General features: G+C 61.9%; 21 protein-coding genes and 1 pseudogene. 19 read left to right on the top strand and 3 right to left on the bottom strand.

Annotated elements, in window-relative coordinates; genetic code table 11:
- The first annotated feature begins 437 nt into the window (after positions 1–437).
- Positions 438–2,750, top strand: coding sequence for a hypothetical protein (locus FA87_RS18040; protein WP_043696489.1), 2,313 nt, complete (start codon positions 438–440; stop codon positions 2,748–2,750).
- A gap of 194 nt (positions 2,751–2,944) precedes the next feature.
- Here the strand turns inward: FA87_RS18040 and FA87_RS18035 are convergent, their stop codons facing one another.
- The gene (locus FA87_RS18035) at positions 2,945–3,841 is read right to left on the bottom strand and encodes an SDR family oxidoreductase (RefSeq protein ID WP_036109414.1); all 897 of its coding nucleotides are present in this window, start codon (positions 3,839–3,841) and stop codon (positions 2,945–2,947) included.
- A gap of 98 nt (positions 3,842–3,939) precedes the next feature.
- Here FA87_RS18035 and FA87_RS18030 point away from each other — a divergent pair, with 98 nt between their 5' ends.
- From FA87_RS18030 to FA87_RS17990, 9 genes are all read left to right on the top strand, one after another.
- Positions 3,940–4,779, top strand: coding sequence for a helix-turn-helix transcriptional regulator (locus FA87_RS18030; protein ID WP_043696486.1), 840 nt, complete (start codon positions 3,940–3,942; stop codon positions 4,777–4,779).
- A gap of 33 nt (positions 4,780–4,812) precedes the next feature.
- The gene (locus FA87_RS18025) at positions 4,813–6,384 is read left to right on the top strand and encodes a glycoside hydrolase family 30 beta sandwich domain-containing protein (protein ID WP_052191431.1); all 1,572 of its coding nucleotides are present in this window, start codon (positions 4,813–4,815) and stop codon (positions 6,382–6,384) included.
- A 177-nt stretch (positions 6,385–6,561) separates the two neighbouring features.
- Complete coding sequence (locus FA87_RS18020; protein ID WP_036109418.1) at positions 6,562–7,095, top strand: hypothetical protein; 534 nt, start codon at positions 6,562–6,564, stop codon at positions 7,093–7,095.
- Positions 7,082–7,789: a nucleotidyl transferase AbiEii/AbiGii toxin family protein gene (locus FA87_RS20495; protein ID WP_081907312.1), complete on the top strand. Its 708-nt coding sequence runs from the start codon at positions 7,082–7,084 to the stop codon at positions 7,787–7,789. Before FA87_RS18020 ends, FA87_RS20495 begins: the two co-directional genes overlap by 14 nt.
- On the top strand, positions 7,770–8,873 hold the full coding sequence (locus FA87_RS18010) for a J domain-containing protein (RefSeq protein ID WP_043696479.1): 1,104 nt from the start codon (positions 7,770–7,772) through the stop codon (positions 8,871–8,873). Before FA87_RS20495 ends, FA87_RS18010 begins: the two co-directional genes overlap by 20 nt.
- 216 nt (positions 8,874–9,089) lie before the next feature.
- Positions 9,090–9,938 carry an alpha/beta hydrolase gene (locus tag FA87_RS18005; protein ID WP_043698461.1) on the top strand — a complete coding sequence of 283 codons (849 nt, stop codon included), beginning with the start codon at positions 9,090–9,092 and terminating at the stop codon, positions 9,936–9,938.
- A gap of 67 nt (positions 9,939–10,005) precedes the next feature.
- Positions 10,006–10,536 carry a VOC family protein gene (locus FA87_RS18000; RefSeq protein ID WP_043696477.1) on the top strand — a complete coding sequence of 177 codons (531 nt, stop codon included), beginning with the start codon at positions 10,006–10,008 and terminating at the stop codon, positions 10,534–10,536.
- Positions 10,537–10,604: 68 nt separating this feature from the next.
- Positions 10,605–11,357, top strand: a complete 753-nt coding sequence (locus FA87_RS17995) for an SDR family oxidoreductase (RefSeq protein WP_043696474.1) — start codon at positions 10,605–10,607, stop codon at positions 11,355–11,357.
- Positions 11,358–11,402: 45 nt separating this feature from the next.
- The gene (locus FA87_RS17990) at positions 11,403–11,705 is read left to right on the top strand and encodes an EthD family reductase (protein ID WP_043696471.1); all 303 of its coding nucleotides are present in this window, start codon (positions 11,403–11,405) and stop codon (positions 11,703–11,705) included.
- A 33-nt stretch (positions 11,706–11,738) separates the two neighbouring features.
- Here FA87_RS17990 and FA87_RS17985 read toward each other — a convergent pair whose 3' ends face one another.
- Positions 11,739–12,605, bottom strand: a complete 867-nt coding sequence (locus FA87_RS17985; RefSeq protein WP_043696468.1) for a LysR family transcriptional regulator — start codon at positions 12,603–12,605, stop codon at positions 11,739–11,741.
- An 825-nt stretch (positions 12,606–13,430) separates the two neighbouring features.
- Between FA87_RS17985 and FA87_RS17980 the strand changes: the two genes are divergently transcribed.
- The 8 genes from FA87_RS17980 to FA87_RS20870 all read left to right on the top strand — a co-directional run bounded on the left by FA87_RS17980 (position 13,431) and on the right by FA87_RS20870 (position 24,876).
- Positions 13,431–18,833 carry a hypothetical protein gene (locus FA87_RS17980; protein WP_197062444.1) on the top strand — a complete coding sequence of 1,801 codons (5,403 nt, stop codon included), beginning with the start codon at positions 13,431–13,433 and terminating at the stop codon, positions 18,831–18,833.
- Positions 18,834–18,850: 17 nt separating this feature from the next.
- The gene (locus FA87_RS20070; RefSeq protein WP_052191430.1) at positions 18,851–19,849 is read left to right on the top strand and encodes an RHS repeat-associated core domain-containing protein; all 999 of its coding nucleotides are present in this window, start codon (positions 18,851–18,853) and stop codon (positions 19,847–19,849) included.
- On the top strand, positions 19,846–20,316 hold the full coding sequence (locus FA87_RS17965) for an Imm26 family immunity protein (RefSeq protein ID WP_051943204.1): 471 nt from the start codon (positions 19,846–19,848) through the stop codon (positions 20,314–20,316). Before FA87_RS20070 ends, FA87_RS17965 begins: the two co-directional genes overlap by 4 nt.
- A 29-nt stretch (positions 20,317–20,345) precedes the next feature.
- Positions 20,346–20,684, top strand: a complete 339-nt coding sequence (locus FA87_RS17960; protein ID WP_036109448.1) for a ribonuclease E inhibitor RraB — start codon at positions 20,346–20,348, stop codon at positions 20,682–20,684.
- 1,534 nt (positions 20,685–22,218) lie between these two features.
- Positions 22,219–22,485, top strand: a complete 267-nt coding sequence (locus FA87_RS17955; protein WP_043696462.1) for a putative toxin — start codon at positions 22,219–22,221, stop codon at positions 22,483–22,485.
- A 65-nt stretch (positions 22,486–22,550) separates the two neighbouring features.
- Complete coding sequence (locus FA87_RS17950) at positions 22,551–23,135, top strand: hypothetical protein (protein ID WP_043696459.1); 585 nt, start codon at positions 22,551–22,553, stop codon at positions 23,133–23,135.
- 931 nt (positions 23,136–24,066) lie between these two features.
- The gene (locus FA87_RS21340; protein WP_036109452.1) at positions 24,067–24,369 is read left to right on the top strand and encodes an RHS repeat-associated core domain-containing protein; all 303 of its coding nucleotides are present in this window, start codon (positions 24,067–24,069) and stop codon (positions 24,367–24,369) included.
- Positions 24,370–24,480: 111 nt separating this feature from the next.
- Positions 24,481–24,876: a hypothetical protein gene (locus tag FA87_RS20870; protein WP_156108669.1), complete on the top strand. Its 396-nt coding sequence runs from the start codon at positions 24,481–24,483 to the stop codon at positions 24,874–24,876.
- Positions 24,877–25,000: 124 nt separating this feature from the next.
- On the opposite strand, the pseudogene FA87_RS20485 reads toward FA87_RS20870, so the two are convergent.
- Positions 25,001–25,776: pseudogene (locus tag FA87_RS20485) on the bottom strand (transposase); the annotation flags it as partial.
- Positions 25,777–26,025: 249 nt separating this feature from the next.
- On the opposite strand from FA87_RS20485, the gene FA87_RS17930 reads away from it, so the two are divergent.
- Positions 26,026–26,634, top strand: coding sequence for a DUF416 family protein (locus FA87_RS17930; protein ID WP_036109455.1), 609 nt, complete (start codon positions 26,026–26,028; stop codon positions 26,632–26,634).
- The last annotated feature ends 140 nt before the right edge of the window (positions 26,635–26,774 follow it).

Genomic DNA, 26,774 nt, shown 5'->3' with positions numbered 1-26,774 from the left:
CTGGCGTCCGGCGCGCGTACTTTAAGGAAACGCACACCCTGAGGGTGGTGGAAGGTCGCTGGCCACAAGTATGGGGTGCCCATTCACATGCGACGGCGATGTTTCGCCGATCGTTTCGTACGGCGTCGGGCTTACGTGCGTCTCAGCGACGCACGGGACTGACGCGGCCGAGGGCCACGAGCGACCGTAACGCCGCTGTCACGCGGCTTACGAGTCATGAGGACAGAGTGCGGCGTGGCTCACAAAAGGACGTCTGGATGGCCTTCTTGCCGAATACGAAGAGACACGCCGGCCGACGCGCGTGATACATCGTGATTGCGGGTCATAAAAACGTCAGTCGTCGACTTTTTGACGGTTGGCTTGCCGGGCTTGCACGCCATCCTCCTCCCCTTCCGTCGCCCAGGGTGTCTCACCCCGGCGTTATCCGAGTCGTCACGATGAAACAACCCTGGATCTTCAAGCGTGTCTCCCTGAACCTGCGTCGCGCCGATGGCAGCCTCGACCTGCGGCCCTGGCGTAGTGACGTGAGCGCGGCCCGTGCCACCGAGCCCGACAGCGCCCGTCGTCAGTTCCTGCGGAACAGCGCCACGGCCGCCGGCGGCCTGGGTCTGGCCAGCATGACCGGTACGGTCGGCCTGTCGTGGCTGTTCAGCTCACCCGCCAAGGCAGGCACGCTCGTCACGGGCAGCATGTTTCCCGAAGCCAATGCCATCGCCGCGGCGGAAACCATCATCCGTTCGCGGCGCGAGCTGATCATGTTCCACGGCCAGTCGAACGCGGTCGGCACCGGTGGCCGCCCCGCGCTCACGCTGCAGCAGATCTATGCGAACGTGACGTTCAACGGTGGCGTACGTCCCGGTACCGACGCGACCGCCATGACGGGTCTCGTACCTCTCGTGGAATACGACGGCGGTCACGGCACCGGCGGTGAAGTCGGTACCAATGCCTGCGCGGACGGGCTGGTGGAATACACCGCCGCGCTGACCGGCGTACCGGCCGCGTCGCAGTACAGCCGCTACAGCGCGTTTACCAGCGCGGAAGGTGGCCGTCCGATCGGTTACTTCGCCAGCTTCCTCGACGACAGCAATCTCGGTGGCTACCAGGGCTGGGACAACAGTGCGCTGCGTCTGAAAGCGATGCTCGGGCTGATGCGTGCCGAAGGCCAGAAGGACGGCAGCAATATCGGCTGGCTGGCCACCACGTGGCAGCAGGGCGAGGCCGACTCCACAGGCCTTTCGGAAACCCGTGCCAGCTACAAGACCAAACTCACCGCACTCGAACGCGCGCACTGGCTCAAGCTCTGCCAGGTCAACCTGCCCGAGCAGAGCTGGCGTCCGCTATGGCTGATCGGCCAGGTGACCAGCCACAACAGCTACGGCGCCACCAGCCCCGCATTCTGCAATCCGTTCATCGCGCTCGCGCAGCGCGACGCCTGCCTGGCCAGTCCTTACCTGCGCATGGTCAACCCGCAATACATGTTCGACTACGCGGACGAGGCGGCGGCGGATCAGCCGATGTTGCACCTGACCAACGAGAGCCATCGATGGCAGGGGCGCTACTTCGCCCGTGCGCTCTACCAGCTGATCCAGGATCGTTCGGCGGGCGTCGCGTTGCGCAACCCCGCGCTCGATGTCGCGGCGGCGGTCAAGGTCAACGCGCGTACGATCAACCTGGCCTTCAACGTGCCGGCCGGCGTGCTCACCCTGGATACGAGCTGGGTGGCGGCGACGCGCAACTACGGTCTGGACGTCCGCGATGCGAACAACAAGATCGTTCCGGCCAGCCCCACCGACAACAATCTGATCGCCGCGGTGAAGGTCATCTCCCGCGACACCCTGCAGGTGACGCTCAAAGCGGATCTTCCCGATACCGCCGCCAAGATTTCCCTCGGCTGGGGTGACCCGTCCGAGCCCGCATCGATCGCCGGACGTAAAGGCGGCCCGCGTACCAACATCCGTGACAGCGCCGGCGACACCGATCTGTACATCGCCAGCACGGGCAAGACGCGTCCGATGCATAACTACGCACTGGTCGCCGATGTGGCGCTTAGCTGGGTCAATCGTGTGCAGCCGACCGGTGAGTGGCATTTCAACGGCAATGCGCGCAGCGACGTCGTCGATCAGTCGGGTAGCGGTCGCGCCGCGCTCACGCTGATCGGGCGGCCGAGCTTCACCGCGTCGGGTACGCAGTCGGCGAACGGTACGCAGGGTTTCCAGACCGACATCGACGAGACCGCCAGCATCACGTTCGCGGCGATCTTCTGCAGCCCGTATGCCGTGGGCCCGGGTAGCAACGCGGGGCGTGCGATCAGCACCTTCCAGGGCTTCAGTCCGCGTCAGGCGGGTCTGGCGTTGCAGCACTCGTACGACACCGGTGTCGCCAACTCCGAGCTCACCAGCTTCCGTCTTGCCCTCACGGGCAGCCAGAAGGCCGTGACCAGCGGCCCGAGCGAGTCGCTCGACACGCGCTACAAGCCGCGCTTCGCCATCGTCTCGGTCGACGCGGTGAGTGGCAGCGTGCGCTTCCTCTGCCCGGCGTATGAGGACAACCTGCGTGAGCAGCGCTATCCGGGACTGGCGACACGTCCGCTCAACGGCAAGGTGCTGATCAATGCCTGGAAGGACGGCGGCGATGCGACGGGGCAGGGCGCGGTGCTGACCCGCTATGCCGCGGTGTGGAACCGTGCGCTCAGCTTCGAGGAAATGCTGGCCGAGTACGAATACGCGCGCGGCCTGTTCGGCAGCGTGTAACTCGCCACGCAATCGGCGTAACCTCGGTGCATGCGACGGCGATCCGCCGTGGCAATCACCGGGGAAACGTCATGAGCAAGGGATTGGATTCAAAGAAGAGCGACAAGAAGAAGCCCGCCAAGACCATGAAGGAAAAGAAGGCGGCGAAGGACGAGAAGAAGCGCAACCAGCACTGATTGCGCTTCTGACCCTGCTCAGGCGGCGACGGAGTAATCCATACGCCTGAGATCCTCGAGGAGCGTCGGGCCCGCCGGGTTCCATCCCAGGGCTTGACGCGTCCACGCGCTGGACGCCGAAAGATCCATACTCATGAAGGCGCTCATCCAGCCAAAGTAGGCGGCGGATTCGCTCGCGTCGATCGATTTCACCGGGATGCCGAGGCCTTCGCCCAGCGCCTCGGCGATGGCGCGGGCCGTGATACCCTCTTCGGCCACCGCGTTGTAGCGCGTACCCGGCTTGCATTGTTCGATCGCCAGACGGTACAGGCGTGCCACGTCGAGCACATGAGCCGCGGGCCAGCGGTTTTGTCCGTCGCCCACATAAGCGGAGACTCCTTTGGCGCGAATGATGTCCAGCAGCGGCGTGATCAGGCCCTGCTTAACCGGGTCGTGCACCTGAGGCAACCTCACCACCGACACGGCGACACCTTTGTCGAGCAGTTCGTTACCGGTGATCTCCGTGAGCGTGCGCGGGTTCGGGTGCGCCGCATTGAACACGTCCTCGCGGGCCAGCTCGCCATGGCCCGGGCTGCCTATGCCCGTACCCGATGTAATCAGCAGCGGCCGGTCCGAGCCGATCAGGGCGGAGCCGAGGGCGCGGATCGCCCGCTGATCCTTCTCGCAGTTGGCGACGAAGTTCGCGAAGTTGTGGTCGAACGCCGTGTGAATGACCGCATCCGCCTGCGCCGCGCCAGCGCGGAGGCTCTCCAGATCCTCAAGCTCGCCACGGTGTACGTCGGCGCCCGCCGCCTGCAGCGCCCGCGCGCCGGAGTCCGAACGGGTCATGCCGAGGACGTGGTGTCCGGCGGCGATCAGTTCCGGCACGATTCGTGAGCCGATGAAGCCGGTAGCGCCGGTGAGAAAGATACGCATGAGTGCTGCTCCCAATTCGTTGTAGGAGTACGATGGGCGCGTCGCTCATACTGTTAAAGTAGTGACGTTATCGTGGTATAGGAACCAACAGGATCGCCATGTCCGTCCCTGTCGACAACCCACTCGGTACCTTCCTGCGAGACCGGCGCACCCGGCTGGACCCCGCCACATTCGGTTTCGTCGGCGGCCGGCGGCGCACGAAGGGCCTGCGTCGCGAAGAAGTCGCCCAGCGCGCCAACATCAGTCCCACCTGGTACACGTGGCTGGAGCAGGGCCGGGGCGGTGCGCCATCCGCCGACGTACTCAACCGCATCGCCGTCGGCCTGATGCTGACCGAGCCGGAGCGCGAGCACCTTTTCATGCTCGGGCTCGGCCGGCCGCCTGAAGTGCACTACCGTGCGGCCGATGGTGTATCCCCGCGGCTGCAACGCGTGCTCGATGCGTTCGAGGTCAGCCCCGCGATCGTGCGGACGGCTTTGTGGGATGTCGTGGCGTGGAATGAGGCCGCCGCCGCCGTGCTGACCGACTACGCGCTGCTGCCTCCCGACCAGCGCAACATCCTCCATCTGATGTTCTCGAACCAGCGCGTGCGTGCTCACCAGGACGACTGGGAAAGCGTGGCTCGCTTCGTCGTCGGTGCGTTTCGTGCGGACGTGGCGCGCGCCGGAGCGACCGCGGAGATCGGCCAGTTCGTCGAAGACCTTTCGCGCATCAGTCCGGAGTTCGAGGCGATGTGGCTCGATAACGACGTACGCGCGCATGGCGAAGGTCTCAAGCGCATTCATCACCCGGAACTCGGGCTGCTCGAGCTGGAGTATTCGGCGTTTGCCGTGGATGGCCGGCCGGACCTGTGCATGTTCGTCTACAACGCGGTGTCGAGTGCGGACTCGGCACGGATCCGCGAACGCATCGAAGCACGACGGGCTTCAGCGACGTGAGTTGCCGCGCGGTCGAGCGGACAGGCGTCCGGCATGGGTGAAGCGCGCGAGCCGTCCCGTTCGTTGGCGGTGTTCTTCATGGTATTGATCGCGGCGATCACGGTGGCGGTGCTCAACGCTCCGCGCTCCCAGCGCCCGTCGATAGCCCGCAGCGACGTCATGCCGCCGGCCGGTCCGATCCTGCCCACCGTCGATGTCTGGCTGAGTACGGCGGATCATCGAAAGAAACTTACGGCGGAGCCCGGCGTTGCGATGACGAAGGCCACATCGTCGCCTGCCGACATCGTGATCGACAGCGACGTCGCCTATCAGTCCATCGTCGGTTTCGGCGCGGCGATGACGGACTCGTCCGCCTGGCTTCTGCACAACACGCTGGGCGAAGTTCAGCGCGATGCGTTGATGAAGGAGCTTTACGGACCGCCGCCCGGTCTCAACTTCAACATGATGCGCCTGACCATCGGTGCGTCCGATTTCTCGCCGCACTTCTACACGCTCGACGATCTGCCGTTCGGTGCGACCGATCCCGACCTGAAACACTTCAATGTCGCGGAGAACATCCCCGACCTGATCCCGGTGGTGCAGGAGTCCCTCGCCATCAACCCTGGCTTGCGGATCGTCGCGTCGCCATGGAGCGCACCGGTATGGATGAAGACGAGCGAGAACCTGATCGGCGGCGAACTGCTCGAGACATATGAGGGCGCTTATGCCGACTATCTCGTGCGCTACGTCGACGCGTATCGGCGCCACGGTATTCCGATTTACGCGCTGACCTTGCAGAACGAGCCGAGGTTTTCTCCGATCAGCTACCTGGCGATGCCCATGTCGCCCCAGACACGCGCGCGCATCATCGGTCGATACCTCGGGCCGAAGCTCGCCGGGCGCTCGCCACGTACGCGGATCTTCGAGTGGGACCATAACTGGAGTCATCCCGAGGAGCCGCTGGCCGTGCTCGGCGATCCGGACGCGGCGCCCTACGTCGACGGCGTCGCCTGGCACTGCTACGAAGGCAGCCAGCACGAACAGGGTACCGTCCATCGCGCGCATCCCGACAAGGATACGTTCATCACCGAATGCTCCGGAGGCGACTGGCCGCTGAGCATGAATGGCGAGCTGCTGTGGTTTACGCGCAATCTTCTGGTCACGGGCACCCGGCAATGGGCACGTGGCGTCATCTACTGGAATCTCGCCCTCGACGAAAATCACGGGCCGCACTTCGGCGGATGTGCGGCATGCAAAGGGGTGATCACCGTCGACTCGACGACGGGCCGCGTGAGCCGGAATGACGAGTACTACGCGCTCGGGCATTTCAGCCGCTTCGTCCTTCCCGGCGCCGTGCGGATCAAGTCCAACGACACCGATGCGGAGATGGGACTGGCCAATGTGGCCTTCCGCAATGAGACCGACGGATCGATCGTGCTCGTGCTGGTCAACATCCGTACAGAGGCGCGTACGGTGTCGGTGGTGGAGGGTGGGCGCCGCTTCGAGTACCGGATGCCTGCGGAGAGCGTGGGCACCTTCGTGTGGAATCCGGATCCGTTCGGGCGTTGGTTGCGCCTTATCCAGCAGTGGTCAGGACCGATCCGGAATCCGCCGCGCGTCGAATGAGCAGAAGCCTTCCGCCGCGGGAGGGGCGGCTGCTTGCCGTGTCGGTGGTCATTCCGGTGAGGCGGTTTAAGGCCGCGAGAGGAGCTGTGAAGTACGCTTTGCCGGGATCAGGCCTTGATCGCAGCCCGCCGGTAACGCATATTCGCTATTCGCGAATAGCGAATATGAGGCGCCGCCGTGGAACTGAAACCGCAGGATCTTCTCGTGCTGCTCAAAGTCGCGGCTAATCCGCGGCAGCGCTGGACGTATGCCGCGCTGGGTCAAGCACTTTCGATGAGCCCCTCGGAGGTGCATGCCAGCGTGAAGCGCGCCGTGGCGTCGGGGCTAGCGGTGAGCTCCGGCCGTGGCGATTGGTCGCCGGTTCGACCTGCGTTGTTGGATTTTGCCCTGCACGGAGTTAGATACGTCTGGCCTGCGGTCCTCGGGCCGGTCAAGCGAGGGGTCCCGACCAGCTTTGGGGCTGAGCCGTTGTCTGATGCGATCACCGCCGTTCCCGGCGAAGCGCCGGTCTGGGCACACATCGGCGGAAGCGCGAAGGGGCCAATCCTGAGTCCTTTATATCGGTCCGTCCCGTTCGCGGCGCTGAGAGACCCGACGTTGCATCGCCTCCTCGCCCTACAGGACGCGCTGCGATCAGGCCGCGCGCGCGAACGCTCTCTGGCGGCAGACTATCTGGCCAACGAACTGAGAACTGCCGATGCGCCAGGATGATCCGAATCTTCCATACCTACGTTTGGTCGCCGAGGCGCTGGGCGATCTTCGCGAGCAAGTCGTCTTTATTGGAGGTGCGGTTGCTGGCTTGCTGATTACCGATCCGCTGGCCGAAAGCGTTCGCGCGACGAGAGACGTCGATGCGGTAGTGCAAGCAGCGCGTGCGCAGTTTCACCGAGTGGAGGAGCGCGTTGCCGAGCGAGGCTTTCGCCGGGATGTGGACAGCGGCGTCATTTGCCGCTGGATCCATCGCGAGTCCGGGGTCATCTTTGATCTGATGCCTGTGGACGCCGGAGTGCTGGGATTTTCGAACCGGTGGTACCCGTTTACAGTGGCGACAGCAGAAGTTCTCAACCTCGGCGACGAGCTTGCGATCCGTGTGGCCAGTGCCGTTGCGTTCGTCGCGACGAAGTTGGAGGCGTTTGCCGATCGCGGCGCTTGTGATATTGCCGCCAGTCACGACCTCGAAGACGTACTGAATATTGTTGATGGCCGAGAGGAACTGGTTCGGGAGCTGACGACGGCTCCTATTGCTGTCCGCCACGCGGTAGGACGCACCTTTGCCAACCTGCTTGTAAATCCGGATTTTATCAATACGTTACCCGGTCTGCTTGCCGAGCCAGAACGAAGTGAAATCGTTGTTGGGCGCCTGAGGATCATGTCGGAATGGTTACATGACGAAGAAAACGATTAACGCTATCAAAGTCGCCGGCGATGGCAACGAAAAGCCGTTGTCGAAGGGCCAGAAAGCCTTCAATACGCTCAGCGAGAAGATCGCCAAGCGCCGTGCGACGTTGGCCGAGTGGGAGGTCTTCGGCACCGACTTCCGGCGCCGGTACACCGACGAAGTCGTGCCGCTGCAGAACAGCTTCGACGCAATACGCATTCAGATGCTGCATAAGCTCGATCAGTCGCACGACGCAAAGGGGCTGACCAAGGGCGAGCGCCAGACGATCGAGGATCTCATCAGTCACATCGCCGGCGACCTCATGGAGTCAAGCGACGATCCCGCCGTCGAGGAACTCTGTCGTCGCTACAGCGGGGCGGACGACGCGAAGAGCGCCGAGGCCCTGGCGGATCTGAAGCAAACGTTGGAGACCGAGTTCGGTGTCGATATCGCCGACGACGTCGACCTGAATTCGCCTGAAGCCGTGCTCCGTCATATCCAGAGACAACTCGACGAGCAGGAAGATGCCGAGCGCAGGCATCGCGAAGCGAAGGAGGAGTTTCACGCCGAGCGAAAGAAGGCAAAGAAGCCGAAAGCCGCCGAGGAGCGCGCGCGTGCCGAGGAGGCGGAAGTCCACCAGTCCCTGCGTGAGGTCTACCGCAAGCTGGCCAGCATGCTGCATCCCGACCGCGAACCCGACCCCGTGGAACGCGAACGCAAGGCAGTCCTGATGCAGCGGGTCAACGGAGCTTACGCCAGCCGCAGCTTGCTGGACCTGCTCGCGATCCAGCTCGAACTGGAGCACATCGACCAGATGGCGCTGGATAGCATCGGCGAGGAACGCCTCAAACGCTGGAATACGATCCTCAAGGAGCAGCTGCGTGGGCTCGACCAGGAGCTTTCCGAGGTGCACTTCGAATACCTGGCCCGATGCGGGCTGGGCCCGATGGCGACGGTGTCACCGGCGAGTGTGAAGCGCCATCTCACCGCGAGCCTCACCGACCTGCGCCATTACATCAAGGCGTTCGAACAGGATCTTCGTTCTTTCGATGACGTGAAACGACTGAAACTCTGGTTGAAGCAGATGAAGTGGGAGCTTTCCGCGCGATAACAGGGTCGCGATGTGGGTCACGCGACGCCTTCTCCCCAGTGAGTTGTCCGGAAGGCCGGTTCACGGCGCCGTCGTTCGCTGTATCCGCCCCCGAACATATCTGCACATTCAATGCGCAGCTTTGTCAGTGCTCGAAGCAAACGCCTCTTGGTAGCTTAAAAGGCATCGGCGCGATCCGCCGGTGCAAACCAAGGCCATTCTTCGATGAAGTTCGACATGCATCCGACCGTAGCGGGCTTCAGCCAGCAGCTGATGGCGGTAAACGGCATCAGGATCCATGCCGTTACCGGCGGCAAAGGTCCGCCCGTCCTTCTCCTGCACGGCTGGCCTGAAACCTGGTGGGAGTGGCATCACGTGATGCCGTTACTCGCCGGGCATCTCAGTGTCGTCGCTGTCGATCTGCGCGGCGCAGGCTTTTCCGATTGCCCGCTCGATGGCTACGACAAGGCGACGATGGCACGCGACGCACACGAGGTCATGCGTTCCCTCGGCCATGAGCGCTACGCGGTATGCGGGCACGATATAGGCGGCATGGTCGCGCTGGCGCAAGCGGCGTTGTTCCGGGATGCGGTCAGTCATCTCGCGGTGCTCGACGTTCCCCTCCCGGGTTGGAGTGAGTGGGAGGAGACCATCGCAAGGCTCTGGCACTTCTCGTTCCATATGAATCGCGATCTGCCCGAACGGATGATCCATGGCCGGGAATACGACTACGTCGCGGCCTTCATGGCGGAGCGTTTTTACGACCACAGCAGCTTCAATCCGATCGATATCGATATCTTCGCGAAAGCCATGGCGCTTCCCGGGCGCACACGCGGCGGTATGGAGTGGTACCGAACGCTCGCTAGCGATCACGCCGCTGCGCTGGAGTACAAGACGCAACCGCTCGACATGCCGGTGCTTGCCCTGGGCGGCGACCGGCGGTTCGGCCCGCGCATGGTGTCGATGCTGAAAGAGTTCGCGACGAACGTAACGGGCGGCTCGATCGAGAGGTGTGGTCACTATGTCGCCGATGAGCAGCCCGGGGAGGTTGCCGCGGCGCTGCTCGGTTTTCTCGAAGCCACGTGATCCCTGGAAAGTACGCCAGCGAGTCCTTTCCTCACTCTTCCAACTCTCATCTCAAACGGAAACCATCATGTCCGCTCCTGAAATTCGCGGCGTCAATCACGTCGGTATCACCGTCCCGGACATCGAGGCAGCGAAATCCTTCCTCATGGAGGCGTTCGGTGCCGAGCTTCTTTATCAGTCCTTCGGTCCGCAGGATCCGCCGCGACAAGGCCCCGAGTTCGAGCGGGCAGTGGGCGCCTATCCCGGCACCGTCGTCCGGGCTCAGGCGATGATGAAGATCGGGACCGGCCCCGATATCGAACTGTTCGAGATGCATGGGCCGGAGCAGGCGCAGCCCATCCGCGCGAGCGACTTCGGTATCACGCATTTCGCGCTGTACACCGACGATATCGACGCCTCCGTGGCGCGCTTCGAGAACGCGGGCGGCAAGCCGCTTACCGCACCGCGCCCCATTCCCTATGCGACCGAGAAAGGCCCCGGCAACAAGGTCTGCTATTGCCAGATGCCCTGGGGTACGACGATGGAATTCATCACCACACCGGATCGCATGCCTTACCACGATCAGACCGATCTTCGCCGGTGGCAGGACGAGGGTTGAGCGATGCGAGAAGGTTGGAGAGACATGATCTTCCCGCGACAAAACGATTGCCCACAGGTGGCCTTGCCGTGACCGACTCATCCCTTCCGCTGGCCGGTAAACGTGCCCTCGTTACCGGTGCCGCACGCGGCATCGGCGCGGCTATCGCGAAGAAACTGGCCGCCGATGGCGCAGACGTCGCGATCACCTACGAGAAGTCGATGGAGAAGGCCGAGGCCATCGTCGCCGACATGCGCGCCCTGGGCCGCCGTGCCCTAGCCATCCAGGCCGACGCGGCAAATCCGGAGGCCTCGATCACGGCGGTCGAACGCGCCGTGGCCGATCTGGGTGGTCTCGATATCCTAGTAAATAACGCTGGCGTCCTCGTCGCTGGTCCTTTTCCTGACCAGTCCCTCGAGGACATGGACCTGCTGCTCAACGTCAATGTGCGCGGCGTTTTCGTAACCACGCAGGCGGCGTTGAAACACATCCCGGACGGCGGGCGTATCATCACGATCGGAAGCAACGCGGGTTTGACCGTTCCGTTTGCGGGCATCGCGGTCTACGCGGCAACCAAGTCCGCGATGGAAAGCTTCACCCGCGGTCTCGCCCGCGAGCTCGGCGCTCGTGCCATCACCGTCAATCTGGTTCGTCCGGGTCCCATCGACACCGATATGAACCCTGCCGATGGCTCTCTCGCCGCGTCCATTCTCCCGAGCCTTTCCATTCCCCGCTACGGGAAGACCCAGGAGGTCGCCGAAGCCGTTGCCTTCCTCGCGGGTCCTGGGGCTGCCTACGTCACAGGCTCGGGCATTCTCGTCGACGGCGGCATCGCCGCATGAGCTCTCGCCCCTTTTCGAGGGCGGCAAAAACACAGGTGAAAGACGATGACGAAGATGATGGTGATCTGCACGGGTGATGCCGGGACGCGCTTCGACCGGGACTACTACGCCAACGAGCACCTTCCGTTGGCCAGGGCGTGCTGGGGCGAGCATGGGCTTCAATCGGCGGAAGCATTCTTCCCGTACGCCGAGGGCGGAAACTGGATCTCGATCGGCGTCTACACCTTTTCGTCGGAGCAGGGTGTACACGACGCCCTGGCAAGTCCAAAAACCCGGCAAGTGATGGATGACGTGAAGAACTTCACCGATTCGATCGTGGTGCTCCGTAGTCTCTTCAGGGCGTTCTAAGCGCGAAGCGTAAGACAGGGCAACCGGAGTGCTTCATGAGGCCTGATCGGGGGTCGAGAGCATGGCGTCCGCGATCTCGATCAACGCGCGAAGCCTGTCCATCCGCTTGAGATCCTGGTGGTATCCCACCCACACGTCCCGGCTGGGCGGCGCCTCACCGGCATCGACGCGCAGCAAACCCGCCGTCGCGTTGCCCAGCGGGCGTGGGAGGACCGCCAGACCCGCGCCCCGGAGGCACATCTGCGCCTGCACCGACCGACTGGTGCTGGCGAATGCGAGGCGAGCGCCGGGAAATCGGTCGCGCATCCATGCAACATCAGGAAAGTGCGACTGTGCTTCATTCATGACGATCAGGCCGACGGATGCAGGATCGTCGGCCATTTGCTTCAACGTCGCGGGCGATCCGTAAAGTCCGTAGGGCATGCTCATCAGGCGACGCTGAACCACGTCCGGTTCGGTAAACGGCACGATGCGAAAAGCGATGTCCACATCGCGACGAGCGAGATCCGACAAACGGTATCCCGCGATGACCTCGGGAACCACGGCGGGATGCTGGCCGATCAGTGCCATGAACACCGGCGCGAGCACGTAAGCCGCGAACCAGTCGGCGCATCCAATGCGCAGAATGCCCTCCAGTCGTTCGTGGTTTCCCAGGAGACGGCGCTCCATCGACAGCGCGGACTGCTCCATCGCCTCGGCGGCGCTTACGATGCCATCGCCGGCATCGGTCAGGACAAGTCCGTCCGAGGTGCGCCGGAACAAGGCTTGTCCCGCCTCGCCTTCAAGCACCTTGATCCGCCGCCCGATCGTAGGGTGACTTACCCCGAGACGACGTGCCGCCTCACCGTAGGAGCCGCTTCTGAGCACGGCAAGGAATATGCGGACGTCGCTCCATTCCATGCGCGTGCCTCAGTCGGGAAGAGGGCGAAATATGCAGCAGGCCGGGGCTGGCGGCAAGCGGGGCATGTCTGTGATTCTTGCTGAACGTAGCACGCCCTTGATGGAGGCATTCGGGGCTGCCGATGTACAAACCGGAGATGGGACTCGAACGTGCCTATGCCAGCTGGCGGTCAGAGCCGATGGCAGGTGAGATTGCGGAAGCGTACGTTAAACGTTCCGTGCAAGAAGCTTGCGGCTATGTTCAGAGTTACATCGAGCGCTATCGCCTATTTCGAGGCGTTTCGAGCGCCGTCTGCGAGCAGCAAAACTCGATCATGGTGAATAGCCCGACACTTTCAGGACGAACCAGGTGAGCTTTTGGTTCCTTTGGAAGCCGCGGTGCTCGGTCGGGGCGGCTCAGGCAAGTCTTGACGCGTTGAACCGATAGCGCTGTGATCTTCATTGCATCCCGAGGCGCGCAGATCGCCGCGTCTGCGACTGACGATCGACATGCAACCGTTCCCTTCGTTCGCATTCCCGCCTGCCCCCGGTGCCGTACTCAGCAGAAGAGTCGCGACTTGTAGGTGTCCTCCACCGCGTTGTGTAGGCGAAACCCTACAGCCACTAGGAAAGTACGAAGCAACCCACTGTAGTGCAAACGCTTTGCGCCGACGCTGATGGCTTTCACTCGCTCTTGACATAGACGAACACGCTTGTACTCGTCCCGAATTGATTTCTAAAGTCGGACGCTCGATCGGGGGCCACTGGCTGGGGAAAGCGATGCAAGGGACGAATCAGGGGTGGACGCGCCATGCGCGTCCGATGATGCGCGGGCTGTGGATAGTCATGCTCTTGTGCGTGGCGGGCGTGCCTGCCGTTGCGCTCGGCCAGACCACCGCCAAGCCTGAGGATGAGTACAAAAAGCTCATCAAGGTCAACGAAGACATCCAGCCGCTGGGTGACACGCCGTTCGGCGAACGCATCGGGTTGCAAGATGGCTCGCTCAGCTTCAGCCAGACCGACGTCTCCCTGTCAGGCACCGGACCTGCCTTGACCATCGGCCGCACGTTCGCGCTTCACGGCGTGGAAGATCGCCCCGATCTTCAGGCGCGCGCTTTCGGCGACTGGGATATCGAACTACCCCAGATCTTCACGGTCACGGCGGACCAGAACAACGTCACCGGATGGCAGGTCGCGGCGAGCAATCCCAACGCGATCTGCTCGAGCTTCGGGCCACCGCCCAGCGTTGCCGCCCCCACGGGCGATTCGGAGCGCGCCGACTGGGAGCCCAAGACCTGGTGGCAGGGCTACCAACTGCGCATCCCGGGTCAGGGCAACCAGGATCTGCTGACGCGGTCTGCGGCGAACACGGCCACGCCTGGCGTGGCGGGGCTCGCTTACCCCATCGTGACCCGTGCCAACTGGGCGGTGGGCTGTTTGCCGCAGGCGGCTAACGATGCATCCATCGAAGGCTTCCTGGCCGTGTCACCGGATGGCACCAAGTATTGGCTGGACCACATCGCCTATCGATACATGCCGTCGTTGACGCGTCCGCTCGGTTCCGGCCCGGAGACGTTTGCCGGGATCCACATCTTTGCGTCCGCCGAGGACTTCATCACTCGCCGCGAAGGCCGGATGCTGGTGACCCGCATCGAAGACCGCTTCGGTAATTCGGTTTCTTACACCTACAGCGGGGATGATGTCACCGACATCGCTGCGTCGGACGGTCGCCATGTCACCCTCACGTACGAGACCGATCCGGACACCGGGGCCAGCAGCCATCGTGTCAGCACGATCACCGTTCAGGGCGGCGATGCGGGCACGCGGACGTGGACCTACAGTTATGTGAAGTCGACCGCGAATCTGGTCTACACGCTGACCTCGGTGCAGCAACCGGACGGGAGTAACTGGGGGTATAACCTCGACCCGCTCAATGGCGCATGGATCGATTCTCGTACGTCCGGAGGTACCTGCGGCGCGATTGGCGTGCCGGGCAACATGGACAGCCCGCCGATCACCGCCACGGTGACGCACCCCTCGGGCCTGGCAGCGAGCTACACCGTCGCGCCGCTCAAACGTGGGCGCTCGTATGTGCCGCAAGAGTGCATGTCCGGGCCGAACGTGCCTGCCACGCCCAATTATCCGGGCACCTGGGCGGCTATCCCCAACGCGTCCTACAGCATGGCCATCACGCAGCGGGTGCTGACCGGCACGGGCCTGCCGCCGAATGGGTTGGGGTGGAGCTACAGCTACTCGGCGGCCAACGAAAGTTGGGCACAAGACTGCACGACGGTGGCCTGCGCCACGACCGTGTCTACCGATGTGGCGTATCCCGATGGTCATGTGGAGCGCAGCACCTTCTCCAACCGGTACGACTGGACGGAGAGCCAGCTGCTCAAGGAAGAGGTCTTCGACGGCGACACGACCACCGCTTTGCGTCGCACGACCGCGTACAGCTATGTGAACCCCGATGCGACACAGGACGCGCGGGCAGCAGCCTACGTTCACCCCTGGGGTTATGCGCCCCAGCAGCGCATCAACACGGCTCAGTTGCAAGAGCAACTGCCGATGACGACGCGACAGACGACGGTCGACCCCGCAGCCAACGCGACGCCCGACATTTACCTGTGGAATGTCACCGCTTTTGATGTCTTTGCGCGACCGCAGGATGTGACCCGATCCAACAACTTCGGCTACAGCGTCAGTGAGCGGTCGACCGCCACGGATAACACCGCCTTGTGGGTGCTCGGACTTCCCTCGCAGACAGACAACCTGACGAGCGGCGAGACAGTCAGCAACACTGTCTATGACCCAGGCACCGCGACACCGGTCGAACGCGACAGCTTTGGCGTGAAGGTCATGGACTACACGTTCGACGCGCAAGGCCAGCTCGCCAGCTTCACCGATGGCAATGGAAAGACCACCACGCTGGGCAGCTACGTCCGCGGCATTCCCACCACCATTGGCTACCCCGACAGCACCAGCCAGACGGTGGCTGTCGATGGATTGGGGCAGATCGCCGCAATCACCGATCAGGCCGGTTCCAAGACAAGTTATGGTTACGACGCCATCGGGCGCATTGCACGTGTGGATTACCCGGCGGGCGACAGCACCGCATGGGCGCCTAAGACCTACGCGTATGTGTTTTCCGCCGATGCTCGTGGGCTGGGCGGCAGCCATTGGGTCCGCACGATCACGCAGGGCAACCTGAGTCAGCGGACCGACTTCGACGTTCTCCTGCGTCCCGTCCTGGCGACAAGGTCCGATGCCACCACCGGTGCCCTGGCGGTCTCGTCGAGCACCGAATACGACTGGGCTGGACGCAAGACGTTCGAGTCATATCCCCAGTCGGGCACGCTCGACCTTGGTGCGCTGGTGCAGGGCACCCGAACCGCCTACGACGTGTTGGGGCGTCCGGTGACCACCACCCAGTTTTCCGAACTGAACAATCTGGTGTCTACGACGGCCTACCCGGCCGGTGGGGCGCGCACCGTAACCGACCCGAAGGGCAATGTGACGACCAGTCACTTCCAGGTGTTTGACCAGCCGGGCTTCGACAACGTGGTGAAGGTGGAAGCGCCGGAAAGCGTCACCCAAACGATCACTCGCGATATCTACGGCAACGTGCTGGCAGTCGTGCAAGGCGATCTCACCCGGACCACGGCCTACGACGGACAGCATCGGGTGTGCCGGTCCTGGGAGCCGGAGACCGGGAGCACGATGACCGCCTACGATGCGGCGGATAACGTGGTGTGGACCGCGGCGGGTCAGCCCTTCAACGGGGACGGTTGTGGCTACGATCAGGTCGCGGACTCGGCAAAGACGGTCAGTGCCTACGACGCGATGAATCGCGTCACCTCGGTCACCTATCCGAATGGCGCGCTGGCGACCACCTTCACCTACGACGCGCTCGGTAAGCTTGCATCGGCGGTCTCGGCCAGCGCCGGAAGCAACGCCAATGCCACCGGTTCGGCATCGTGGGCATACGGTCGCAACAAGCTTGGGCTACTGACGGCCGAGGTGCTCTCGGTGGACGGTTGGTCGTGGACCCTGGGCTATGGCTACGACGGCAACGGAAGCCTGGCGAGCACGCAATATCCCGATGGCACCACCGTTGCGGCCACGCCGAACGCGCTGGGTCAGCCGACGACGGCAGGTGCGTATGCGACGGGCGCGACCTATTTTGCCAACGGAGAGCTGCAAGCGGCGACGCTGGGCAACGGCGCGGTCTATTCCGCCGAGCAAAACGATCGCAAGCTCCTGCTGAATTTCAGTTTTGGCTCTGCCGCTCAGCCGGCGGTGAGCGAAGACATGACGTACGACGCCGTGGGGAACATCGTCGGCATCACCGACCAGTCGGGGTCGGATCAACGCACGCGCACCATGACCTACGATGGTCTGAGTCGCTTGATGTCGGTCACCGCCCACAATCTTTGGGGTACGGAAAGCTACACCTACGATACCCTCAACAACATCCGCAGCCTGACCGACAGCAACGGCACGAACACCTACACCTACGACGCGAACAATCGCCTGGCCTCGATCAGCAACAATGGGGCGACGGTGCACAGTTTCACCTACGACGCCCAGGGCAATACGACCAAGAAAGACACGCAGGCGATGACCTTCGACCTGGCCAATCGACTGCTGTCCGTCGACGGAAAGGGCGACTATCTCTACGACGCGTCGGACCACCGGGTGAAGGCGGTAACGCCTCAAGGCACGACCTACTACGCCTACAACAGCGCAGGGCAGCTGATGTGGCAATACGACAACGCGACCACGGCGGGCACCAGTTTTGTCTATCTGGGCAAGAAGCTGGTGGCCAGCCGCAAAGCTGCCACCTCGGTCATCCTCGGGACCATCGAAGGCGTAAGCACCGGCACCGACGCAGTCATCACGGGATGGGCATGCGCCAGCGGACTGGCCGCGTCGGTGGATGTGCACCTTTACGTCGGCGGTCCGGCCGGTTCCGGCACGGGTATCGGTGCGTTCACCGCCAACCTGGATAGTGAGGAGACGATCCAGGCCGATTGCCACTCGACCGGCACCAAGCATCGCTTCAGCATCCCGCTCACAGAAGAGCAGCGCGGCGAGTACGCGGGCGAGGCCATCTACGTCCACGGCATCTCGCCCGTCGGCGGTGAGAACACGCTGCTCTCAGGGTCGGGTTCCTTCGTGGTGCCGCCGTCGACGCTGGCCCCCGGCGCGCCCGCTACCGTCACGGCGGCCGCGGCTCAGGACCTGTCGAGTATCGCCGTGAGCTGGTCGGCCGCGAGCCATGCGACCAGCTACACGGTCGAGCAGTCGGTCAACGGTGGCGCCTGGGCCACGCTTTACACCGGCGCGTCCACCAGCACGACCGTCAGCGGCCCGGCGGACGGCAGTTATCAATTCCGTGTGGCAGCGTGTAATGCGAACGGTTGCAGCACGCCCACCGTTTCCTCGACGGCGACGGTCGCGCATGTGCCGCCAACGCCAGCGAGCATCACGGCACCGGGCAGTTCGACAGGCGCCGCGGCGCTGAGCTGGGCCGCCTCCAGCTATGCCACCTCGTATCAGGTCGAGCACAGCCAGGATGGCAACTGGGTCCAGGTCTTCGCCGGTGCCGCGACCAGCGCGACGATCAATGAACCGGCGTCGGGCAACTGGTACTACCGCGTCCGCGCATGCAACGGTAACGGATGCAGCGGGTATGCCACCAGCGGTGTGGTGATCGTCACCGTACCTCCGTCGTCGGCCCCTTCGATCGCCGGCGGTGGAACCACCAATAGCGGTGCCTACACCATCTCGTGGACTGGCGTGGGTGGAGCGACGTCCTACAACCTCATCGAGTCCGTGAACGGAGGCGGCTGGACCGGCGTGCAGAACAATGGCGCCACCAATTGGTCCACCAGCGGCCGGGGGGATGGCACCTATGTCTACCAGGTGCAGGCGTGCAACGGCGGCGGATGCGGCCCCTACAGCGGGCAGGCCGTCGTCACCGTCTCCAATATCCCGCCGGCTCCTCCCGGACCCACGTTCACGAACACCTACCATGGCACCAAGGTGACGGTGCTGGTCAAGTGGGTCGCCCAACCCTATGCCACACGCTACGAGCTGCTTGAGAACAATCAGCTGGTCTACAACGGACCCGACCTGTCGTTCAGCTCGCTGCACGACAAGACCGTCAGCATCACCTACATGGTTCGTGCCTGCAACGCCGTGGGCTGCTCGGCTTACAGCCCCGCGCGGAGTGTGACGCCATGACGATCAGGAGTGCCTCCATGGAAACCGTCTCTCCGACCACTGTCCGTTCATCACGCCGGCGAGGTCCGAACTGGATCACAGCGGCGCTGCTGCTTCTGGCACTTCTGTTCGCCGCCTCGGGATCGGCGCGCGCTGCGGAGACCGTGACCTACTACTACACCAGTCCTCAGGGTACGGTGCTGGCCAAGGCCGATGCGTCGGGAAATATCCTTAGCAGTGCGGATTACCGGCCTTACGGTACGCAGGCGCTGGGTACGCCGGAGCAGGGGCCGGGATATACGGGGCATGTAAACGATGTCGATTCGGGCTTGGTTTACATGCAAGCCCGATACTACGACCCGAGCGTGGGTCGCTTTCTTTCAGCGGACCCGGTCGGCACCACAGCGGGCAACGCACTGCGATTTGGGCGCTTTACCTACGCCATCAACAATCCTGTTCGTATGGTTGATCCGAACGGTCAGCAGGAAGTTGACGCAGATGAGTTGGACATTGAGACTCGGGCGGCCTTGTCCAGGCTTAATCCGCCAATTGGTCCAAACATGGCGGCTCCGGGCTTCACGCCTCCCGCAACCCTTGCGCCTGGTCTGCTGCCGGAAACATTTCCAGAACACCAAGTTGCTCAGGAACTAGGCCTGGAGCAGCGCACAGACGTTGGTGAAAATTTACCTAAGACAGAATCGAAAGCTGAAAAAACCTATCAGATTTATATCAAGACAAACTCTGCCACGCGCGAGATATACACGGGTCGAACGAGCGGGACGCGGTCGCCGACCGAGAATGTCGCTCGGCGTGATGCCAATCACCACATGACGGGAAAGGGGTTCGGTCCGGCCATCCTCATGTATTCTTCGTCGAATCCCAACGCCATTCGTGGCCAAGAGCAAATTATGATCGACAATTACGGCGGTTCCCAGCGATCCGGAGGGACCTCCGGAAACGCAATTAATGGCATAAGTCCCACAAATGATTCGATTGACGAATACATCAAAGCCGCACGAACGGAGTTCGGTGAATGAATGAATCGAAGAAGCGTGGTGGGCGCCCCCGGGTCGGTGATGTAGTGTCGATAGCACTCGATGAAGCCGGGACTACAGCTTATGCTGTCGTCCTTGAGAAATCTCAATTTGCCTTCTTCGACGGTCGAAACGCTTCGGAAATTGATGAGGTCATTCGGCAGGCCCCGATGTTTTATGTTTCGGTCATGAACAGCGCAGTTACAACCGGCCGGTGGCCCTTTGTTACTGCTCGTCCCGAGCGCGTTGCAGCGTTGAAGGCGCCGCCAACCTTCATTCAAGACCCGATCAATCCTGAGAAATTTCAGATTTATGATGCCGGTATTATGCGGCCGGCCACGCGCGCCGAGTGTTCGGCCTTGGAGCGAACAGCGGTGTGGGACGCTGAACATGTTGAAGACCGCATTCGAGATCAATATGCTGGTCGCGAGAACAAATGGCTTCTCTCCCTGCAGATAGATGCTATTTGACCGGTAGATGGGTCGCTTAGGGGTGTGCGATGAGCATCGTGAAAGACTTGGCATCCAACGCCCAAGCGGATATCGATTTGCTGCGGCTTCGTGACCGACAGGGCGACGTGTTTGCTCGCCATCGATCAGTCGATTTCGTCTTCGTCTCGGAAGACGAAGCCCAAGCGTCGGCCGTAGCCGGATTCTTGAGTGACTATCAATATGCCACGACGATGCTGACATCGAGCGGCGGCGACTACCGCGTTGTCGCGACGATTTCTATGTCGGTCGAGCAGCAAGTCATTCTTTCGGTGTCGGGATTCATGACGTGCATTGCCGCGCTCTTCCAGGTGAGTTACGACGGCTGGGGCGCCCCAATCATCGGTTGAAAATTGATGGTCAAGGTAGGAACCGTTCACCGTTGCGTAGGTAGGGCGATTCCAGCGAGCATTTTCGAATATGCGGTAACTCTCTTCGAGATCCCTGGTCAACCAGTGTGAGCGAGTACAAGGCCGGGCTCGATGCTGCTGAAGTCATCGGGTAGTCCAGGTTGGGGATTGCGCTCGTTGAACCGCCTGGGCGGGGCGACACGGCGACACGGCGCCGCGGGCTGGGGTTGCACAGGCCACGAGCAAGGTGGCCAACACGCTGCCTAGGGCGACACCTTGTCGACGATCCCCGCCATAAGGGCACCACGCCGGGCGGTCGTGACTCGGCGAAGTATCGGCAACTCGTTGCCGGTGCAAAGAACCCGAGGGCATCACCGGGGCCATGGCTTGTGATGGCGTGACCGACGACAGGCGAGGCGCTCGGCTGAACACTTCGTAGTACACGTCGCTGTCAAATAGTCTGATAGCGTTCCTGACCGTTCAGTGTCGTTGCCACATTCAGCAGTTCCAGTGTGCCCAGGACGCGCGAAAGAGCCACTCTTAATACGCCCACGCCGGGAGCAGCGAGGGGAAGCACGCGCATGTCATGGCCTGGCCGCTTCCTTTTCGAGGCATACGGACCGCAGTTGGCGCGAGCGGTGACGGGGCGATGCCGTTGCGTTCCCGCATGCTTGCGCCATCCTTGGTTTCGTCAGCAACTGCAACCGCCAGTCTTCTTAAGTAGATTTGGCATAAGCGGAGTCGACGCAGAGTAGGACGATTTACGTGGTGCAGTGCGCGTCTACTTGTTCTCCGAACAACGCGCCCTTTGGGGACAACCCCTACGGGTTGTACGTTCTTGCGACACCCGCAGGCCCGCTCACGCGTCTGTCGGCCTGCACCAACGCCTCCGGGCGGACACCGTTTGGACATCGATTCGCGCAATGGTTTGGCCTCACAAATTCCGTGATTCGCCGGATTTGTGCAATTGACGTTTTCGGCCCCGATGCTTGAATGGACATGCGAGGCGGCGTGCTCTTTCCGTCGCAGCGCGCCAGCGCCCTTCAGATTGTTCGACCGTCTGCGCTGAAGAAATATTCCCATCATCATAAGCACAAGGAAGCCGCATGCATCACGCTCGCCCCCATCTTTCCGTCCATTCGCGCTCTCGGCGCCACTCCGCTGTGTCGGGTGCGGCCTACCGCATGCGCTTGCGACTCTTCGACGACCGCGCCAAACGCTGGCGCGATTACCGGCCGCGCCGACATGTCGACAGGGTCATCTTTGCCAACACCATCGCGCCAGCGGGATCCCCAGCGTGGGCGACGGACCCGGCCTTGCTGTGGAACATCGTCGAAGCCGCGGAACAGCGCAAAGACTCGCAAATCGCTCGGGACTACCGCATCCCCGTTCCGCGCGGCGTTCCGGAGGGGGCTGCCGCCCTCCTTCCTATTTCACGTCGAGTATCTCCTTCGGGCTCAACTCGCCACACGCTCGCCACACGCCTCGTGGCGAGTTACGCGGTGCCAGTCGTGCTCTTAATGCCGGCGAGCGCATGGCTCAGATCGCCTCTAAGGGCCGCAGGGGTGAAGAGGCGGTGCGCAAAATGGTGGACATCGGCGATAAGGTCGCCGTCAATGTCAATGGGCGGATGCGGATTCCGGATGGCTTCATTCCGGGCCGACCGCTAAGCGAGGTGAAGAATGTTGCAACTCAGGGATTGACCGAGCAGCTGCGTGACTATATTCAGATAGCCGCAAGTCGTGAAGTTCCGTTCAATCTTTATACCAACGAGAGCACTAAGATCACACAGCCTCTCTAGGAACTGATCGATGCGGGGACAGTCAATCACTTCCGGTTGCCAATGAACTGATACTCGGATCACCTATGTTGACTGAAGATGGAAAGAGAAAGAAAGCTGATCTCGAAGCAAAAGTGCAAGAGCGGATGACTCGCGGAAAAAATGAGCAACGCGCTCTCCTATCGGAGCTTTTGGCGGTTGGCGTCAAAGTGGATATGGTCAACCTTCTGCCCATGATTCCAACGAAAGAATATACCGCGGCAATTCCCATTCTGGCTCGGCACTTGCACACTCAATATTCGGAAGCGACTCTCGAATCGATCGCACGCGCGCTGGCAACTCAAGAAGCGAAAGATTATTGGGACGACCTCCGTGCGTTGTATGTGCATGAACGAAACCGAATGGCGCAAGACGGGGGTGACTTCGAAATGGGCCTAGCTGCCGCAGTCGCCGCAAGTTGTCCTCCCAACCGACTGGGAGAACTGATTGAGTTGATCCGAAATCAAGAGCTGCCCCATCGCGTGTTACTTTTGAACCCACTTCGTCGGCGGCGAGGGAAGGACGCAAAGATTGCCGAGCTGTTAGACGAGCTTCGCAGGGATCCAGCTTTGGCGCGCGAGATCAACAGTTGGAAGATCCTGCCAGCGCAGAGCGTCGCGCGGACACACTAGAAAAACCTTACTGCTGGGACGCTCCTGGGACAGTATCGATTGATCAACAACTCCAGGTGTTGGATGCGGGTGCTGGATAACCAGCCGCGCGAACCGCCCGGCGTCCGCTGCTGTCGATCTGCTCAATCATCCGTCGGTTTTCATCCGGCTTTCGCGTATCGATCGACTTTGGTTCCAGGTTCCCGTTTACCGCCTCGGCTTGGTGCTTCCGCTTTCATCGGCGCTCGCCGGCCGCAGCGCTCTGTGCTCGGCACTGCAATCGGCGTGGAGTTGACGCTGCAGGTTGCTGTCGATGCTGGCGTGGGTCCAGAGGCCATCACCGCTGCGGTGGCAGAGGTGATGGAACGTCTGGGCTATGGGGTCAGCCGAACGCGCGCCGGGTCGCCCGAAGATCCCGTCTGATCGATGCCATGCTGACGCCCCATTGGCTCGCCAGTTGTGCGGCCGTAACCCCGGCCGGGTGCCGTGCGGTGACGGCACGGCGCCGCTCAACCACGCGTGCCATGGGGGTGCCTCCCGCTGCCGCATCGTGCGCCACGATGTAGCCGACCCGTTGCCGACTCACCCCAAGTTACCGGGCTATAGCCGAGCAGCGCAGGCCTTGGCTGTAGAGCGATAGGGCCTTTTCCCGGGTGGTCATTCGAGCCCATGGATAGGCGGGGTTTTTGGCCCAGCCCAGGGTGCCGCGCGACGATGACATGGCGCAGCCGTTCGATTTTGGCACGCACCGCCTGATCGAGTTCGCCAAGGCCCCCGGAAGCGCTCCAGCGCGGTGGGCTTGGCGTTGAAACGGCCTTCCTCCAGCGCATTGGCCTTGAGCCGGTCCAGGCCCAGCCGTTCGCGGAGCTGCTCTAGGTCGCCTTCGGTGGCATACATGCGAAAACGGTCCCGCTGGCGGGTTAAGGCCACCATCGATAGGTGGGTATCTTTCATGTATGCGGACGGCTCTGACGCCCCGCGCGCGGTGACCAACGCGACGGGTCAGTTGGTGTGGTCGTGGCCGTTGCAGTCGAACGCGTTTGACGAGGCATCGCCGATCGGTACGCTGACGCTCAACCTTCGATTCGCGGGGCAGTATGCCGATGCCGAAAGCGGGCTGGTCTACAACGGGCATCGCTATTACGAGCCCTCGACGGGCGCTATGTCCAAAGCGACCCCATGGGTCTGGCCGCGGGCAGTTCGACACGTGTGGTACCAAGGATTCTGGGACCACATCTGGAAATGCGGTCGTTGACCATCAACCGCCGCAATCGTTGGGAAAGGCCACTGAGTTTTATCCACACTGCATGAGCTGCATGCGCCGTCAGGGTGGAGAAGTTAGACAGCAGAAATTAAGGAATCAGGAATGAAGAGCGTTGTGATCAGTGCGGAACATGGCATTATTTTCATCGTAGATCCAAGGAACAAAGATGCGATCGTTCCGGAATATGAAGACGACGAAATAGTCTCGGCAACAGAATCATGCATTTCGGTTGCGGTAAGGCCCTACATGGATGGTGATGTTGAAGTGTCTTTGTCAGAAGTGGCGCCAACCAAAGGTCTCGAATTGGTGGCCAGTCATTCGTTGCTTGTGCCCAATGGCATCATCGCAATAGCTACTGCCGAAATCGATCGAGTGCTTGATCAGGAAGTATCGCCTGGAAGCGTTAGGGTATCGGTTTGGGTGGACTCTAAAAGTAGCGTCACCAGGGTTTCCGTTGTTGTGGACTCATCGTCAGTTGCTTCTCGACTTGTGAACTGAGCATCGTGCGGGGGAAAGAGGTCTCAAAACGGCGCCGTCCCCCTCGATCGAGTGAGTGGCATGGGCGAACGTGCATGGGCACGTCTTCCGATGCTTCGGCACGCGCACGAATCGCGAAACCTCGGGTGCGAACAACGCGCGATGCAGGCAAATTGAGATCGATTTCCACGGCGAATGCTTCGCGGTTGAAGTCATCAATGACATTGAACGTGCGGAACCGGTGACCGTCCCAGAGCGCGTCAGACATGAAGTCGACCGACCAGCTGCCATTGATCGCTTCGCCAGCGACCAACGGTAGCGGGTGGCGCGTCGGAACACGCCTCTTGCCGCGTCGGCGGTGATTCAACTGCATCTGGCAATACACGCGCCAGACCCTCTTGTGGTTCCACGGCAGACCACGCCGACGGATGATCTGGAACAGCTTGTCGAAGCCGCGCTCGGGGAATCGCTCAGCCAGCTCAGCCAAGAGAGCGATGACGGGCTCATCCCGATCGGGGCGAGCCTTGTAGCGCAGCGTGGATCGCGAGAAGCCCAGTGCCTCACATGCCCGGCGCTCGTTCCATCCATGGTGTTCGACAGACCAGGAGATGAGCGGGCGCTTATGCGCCGGGTCTACAGCTTTTTTGCAATGAGATCCTTAAGCCCGTGGTTCTCTATCGCCAAATCTGCGTACATGCGTTTGAGCTTGTTGTCCTCTGCTTCCAGGTCGCGCAGGCGATGAACGTCCGACGCTTTCATGCCGCCCTACTTCGATTTCCAGGTGTAATAGGTCGCCTCGGAAATGCCCAGCTCCCGGCACATGTCCTTGACCTGCCTGCCGCCTTCGACCTGCTTTAGCGTCGCAACGATCTGGCTCTCGGTGAATTTGCTTTTGCGCTTCGTAGGTCTCCTTGGGGATATTTCGCCCGGAGACCTCGGTTTATGTCTGGCGTAAGTTTACGGTGGGTCGACAGGGGCAGGTTTACGGAAAAAGCGTTCCGAGGATGCATGCTGAAGTCAATGGCGTGAACGCGGCAAGGGAAATGGGACTGACTCCAACGGGTACGGCTGCCAGCCGCCTTATTTGCACATCATGCGTGCAAACTCTAGATCGTGAGGGCATCGATACGCTGTCACCCCTTAAATAATGAAACCCGCCTTAGAAGTGTGATGGACTACGATATTGCGCAGTTTGAAGAGAAATTGATCGAGCTTAGCGATCTGGAGCGACTTGGCTTCGGGATCTGTCTGCTGGAGCGTGCGTTACCCATGTTCTACGCGTTCCAGGCGGAGACGAATCATGCTGGCATGGGCGAAGTGATGGCTTCATTGGCGGCATGCTGGAAGACCATGGAGGATGGCCGGTGGGGTGAGCCGGCCTTCCTGACCAGTAATGAGTGTGAGAAGGTCATGCCGGATTCGGAGGATTATGATTCGTTCTATACCTCGGCGGCGCTCGATGCTGTGGACATTTGCTGTAGCTTGCTCGACTTCATTCACGCGAAAGACATTAGGTCGATCGTGGCGGCGACGCAGGTCCAGCTTGATACGCTCGACTTGGCAACCCAGAGGTTGTTGGATGAGGATGGCGTGGGTGACGATCATCGTTTAGTTCAGGGGCCCACTTCGCTGCTATCGCTCGAGTTGAATCGCATGCAAGACGATCTTTTCTTCCTTGCGGCGTCGAGCGCGCAGTCGGAGCCTCTTGCCTCTCAGCTTCGGCGGCGCGTCCTTGAGCTGAATTACCGGCAGATTGAGTTGATCCGCCGAGCTGAGTGAAATGCCACAGTCAGGATTCGCAACTCTTAGGCTTGTTGTTATACGTGACCTTAGCGGTTGGAAGGCCGATTTGCCAAACCGGTGACGCCATCGCGCGCAGGTGACCGCAGTCCGGGTCGCTCGGAAGCCTTCGGAGCAGA

Source organism: Luteibacter sp. 9133 (assembly GCF_000800155.1).
GTDB classification, from domain to species: domain Bacteria; phylum Pseudomonadota; class Gammaproteobacteria; order Xanthomonadales; family Rhodanobacteraceae; genus Luteibacter; species Luteibacter mycovicinus.
Note: the sequence above shows the minus strand (reverse complement) of the source record. Positions and strands in the feature narration are given on the sequence as shown.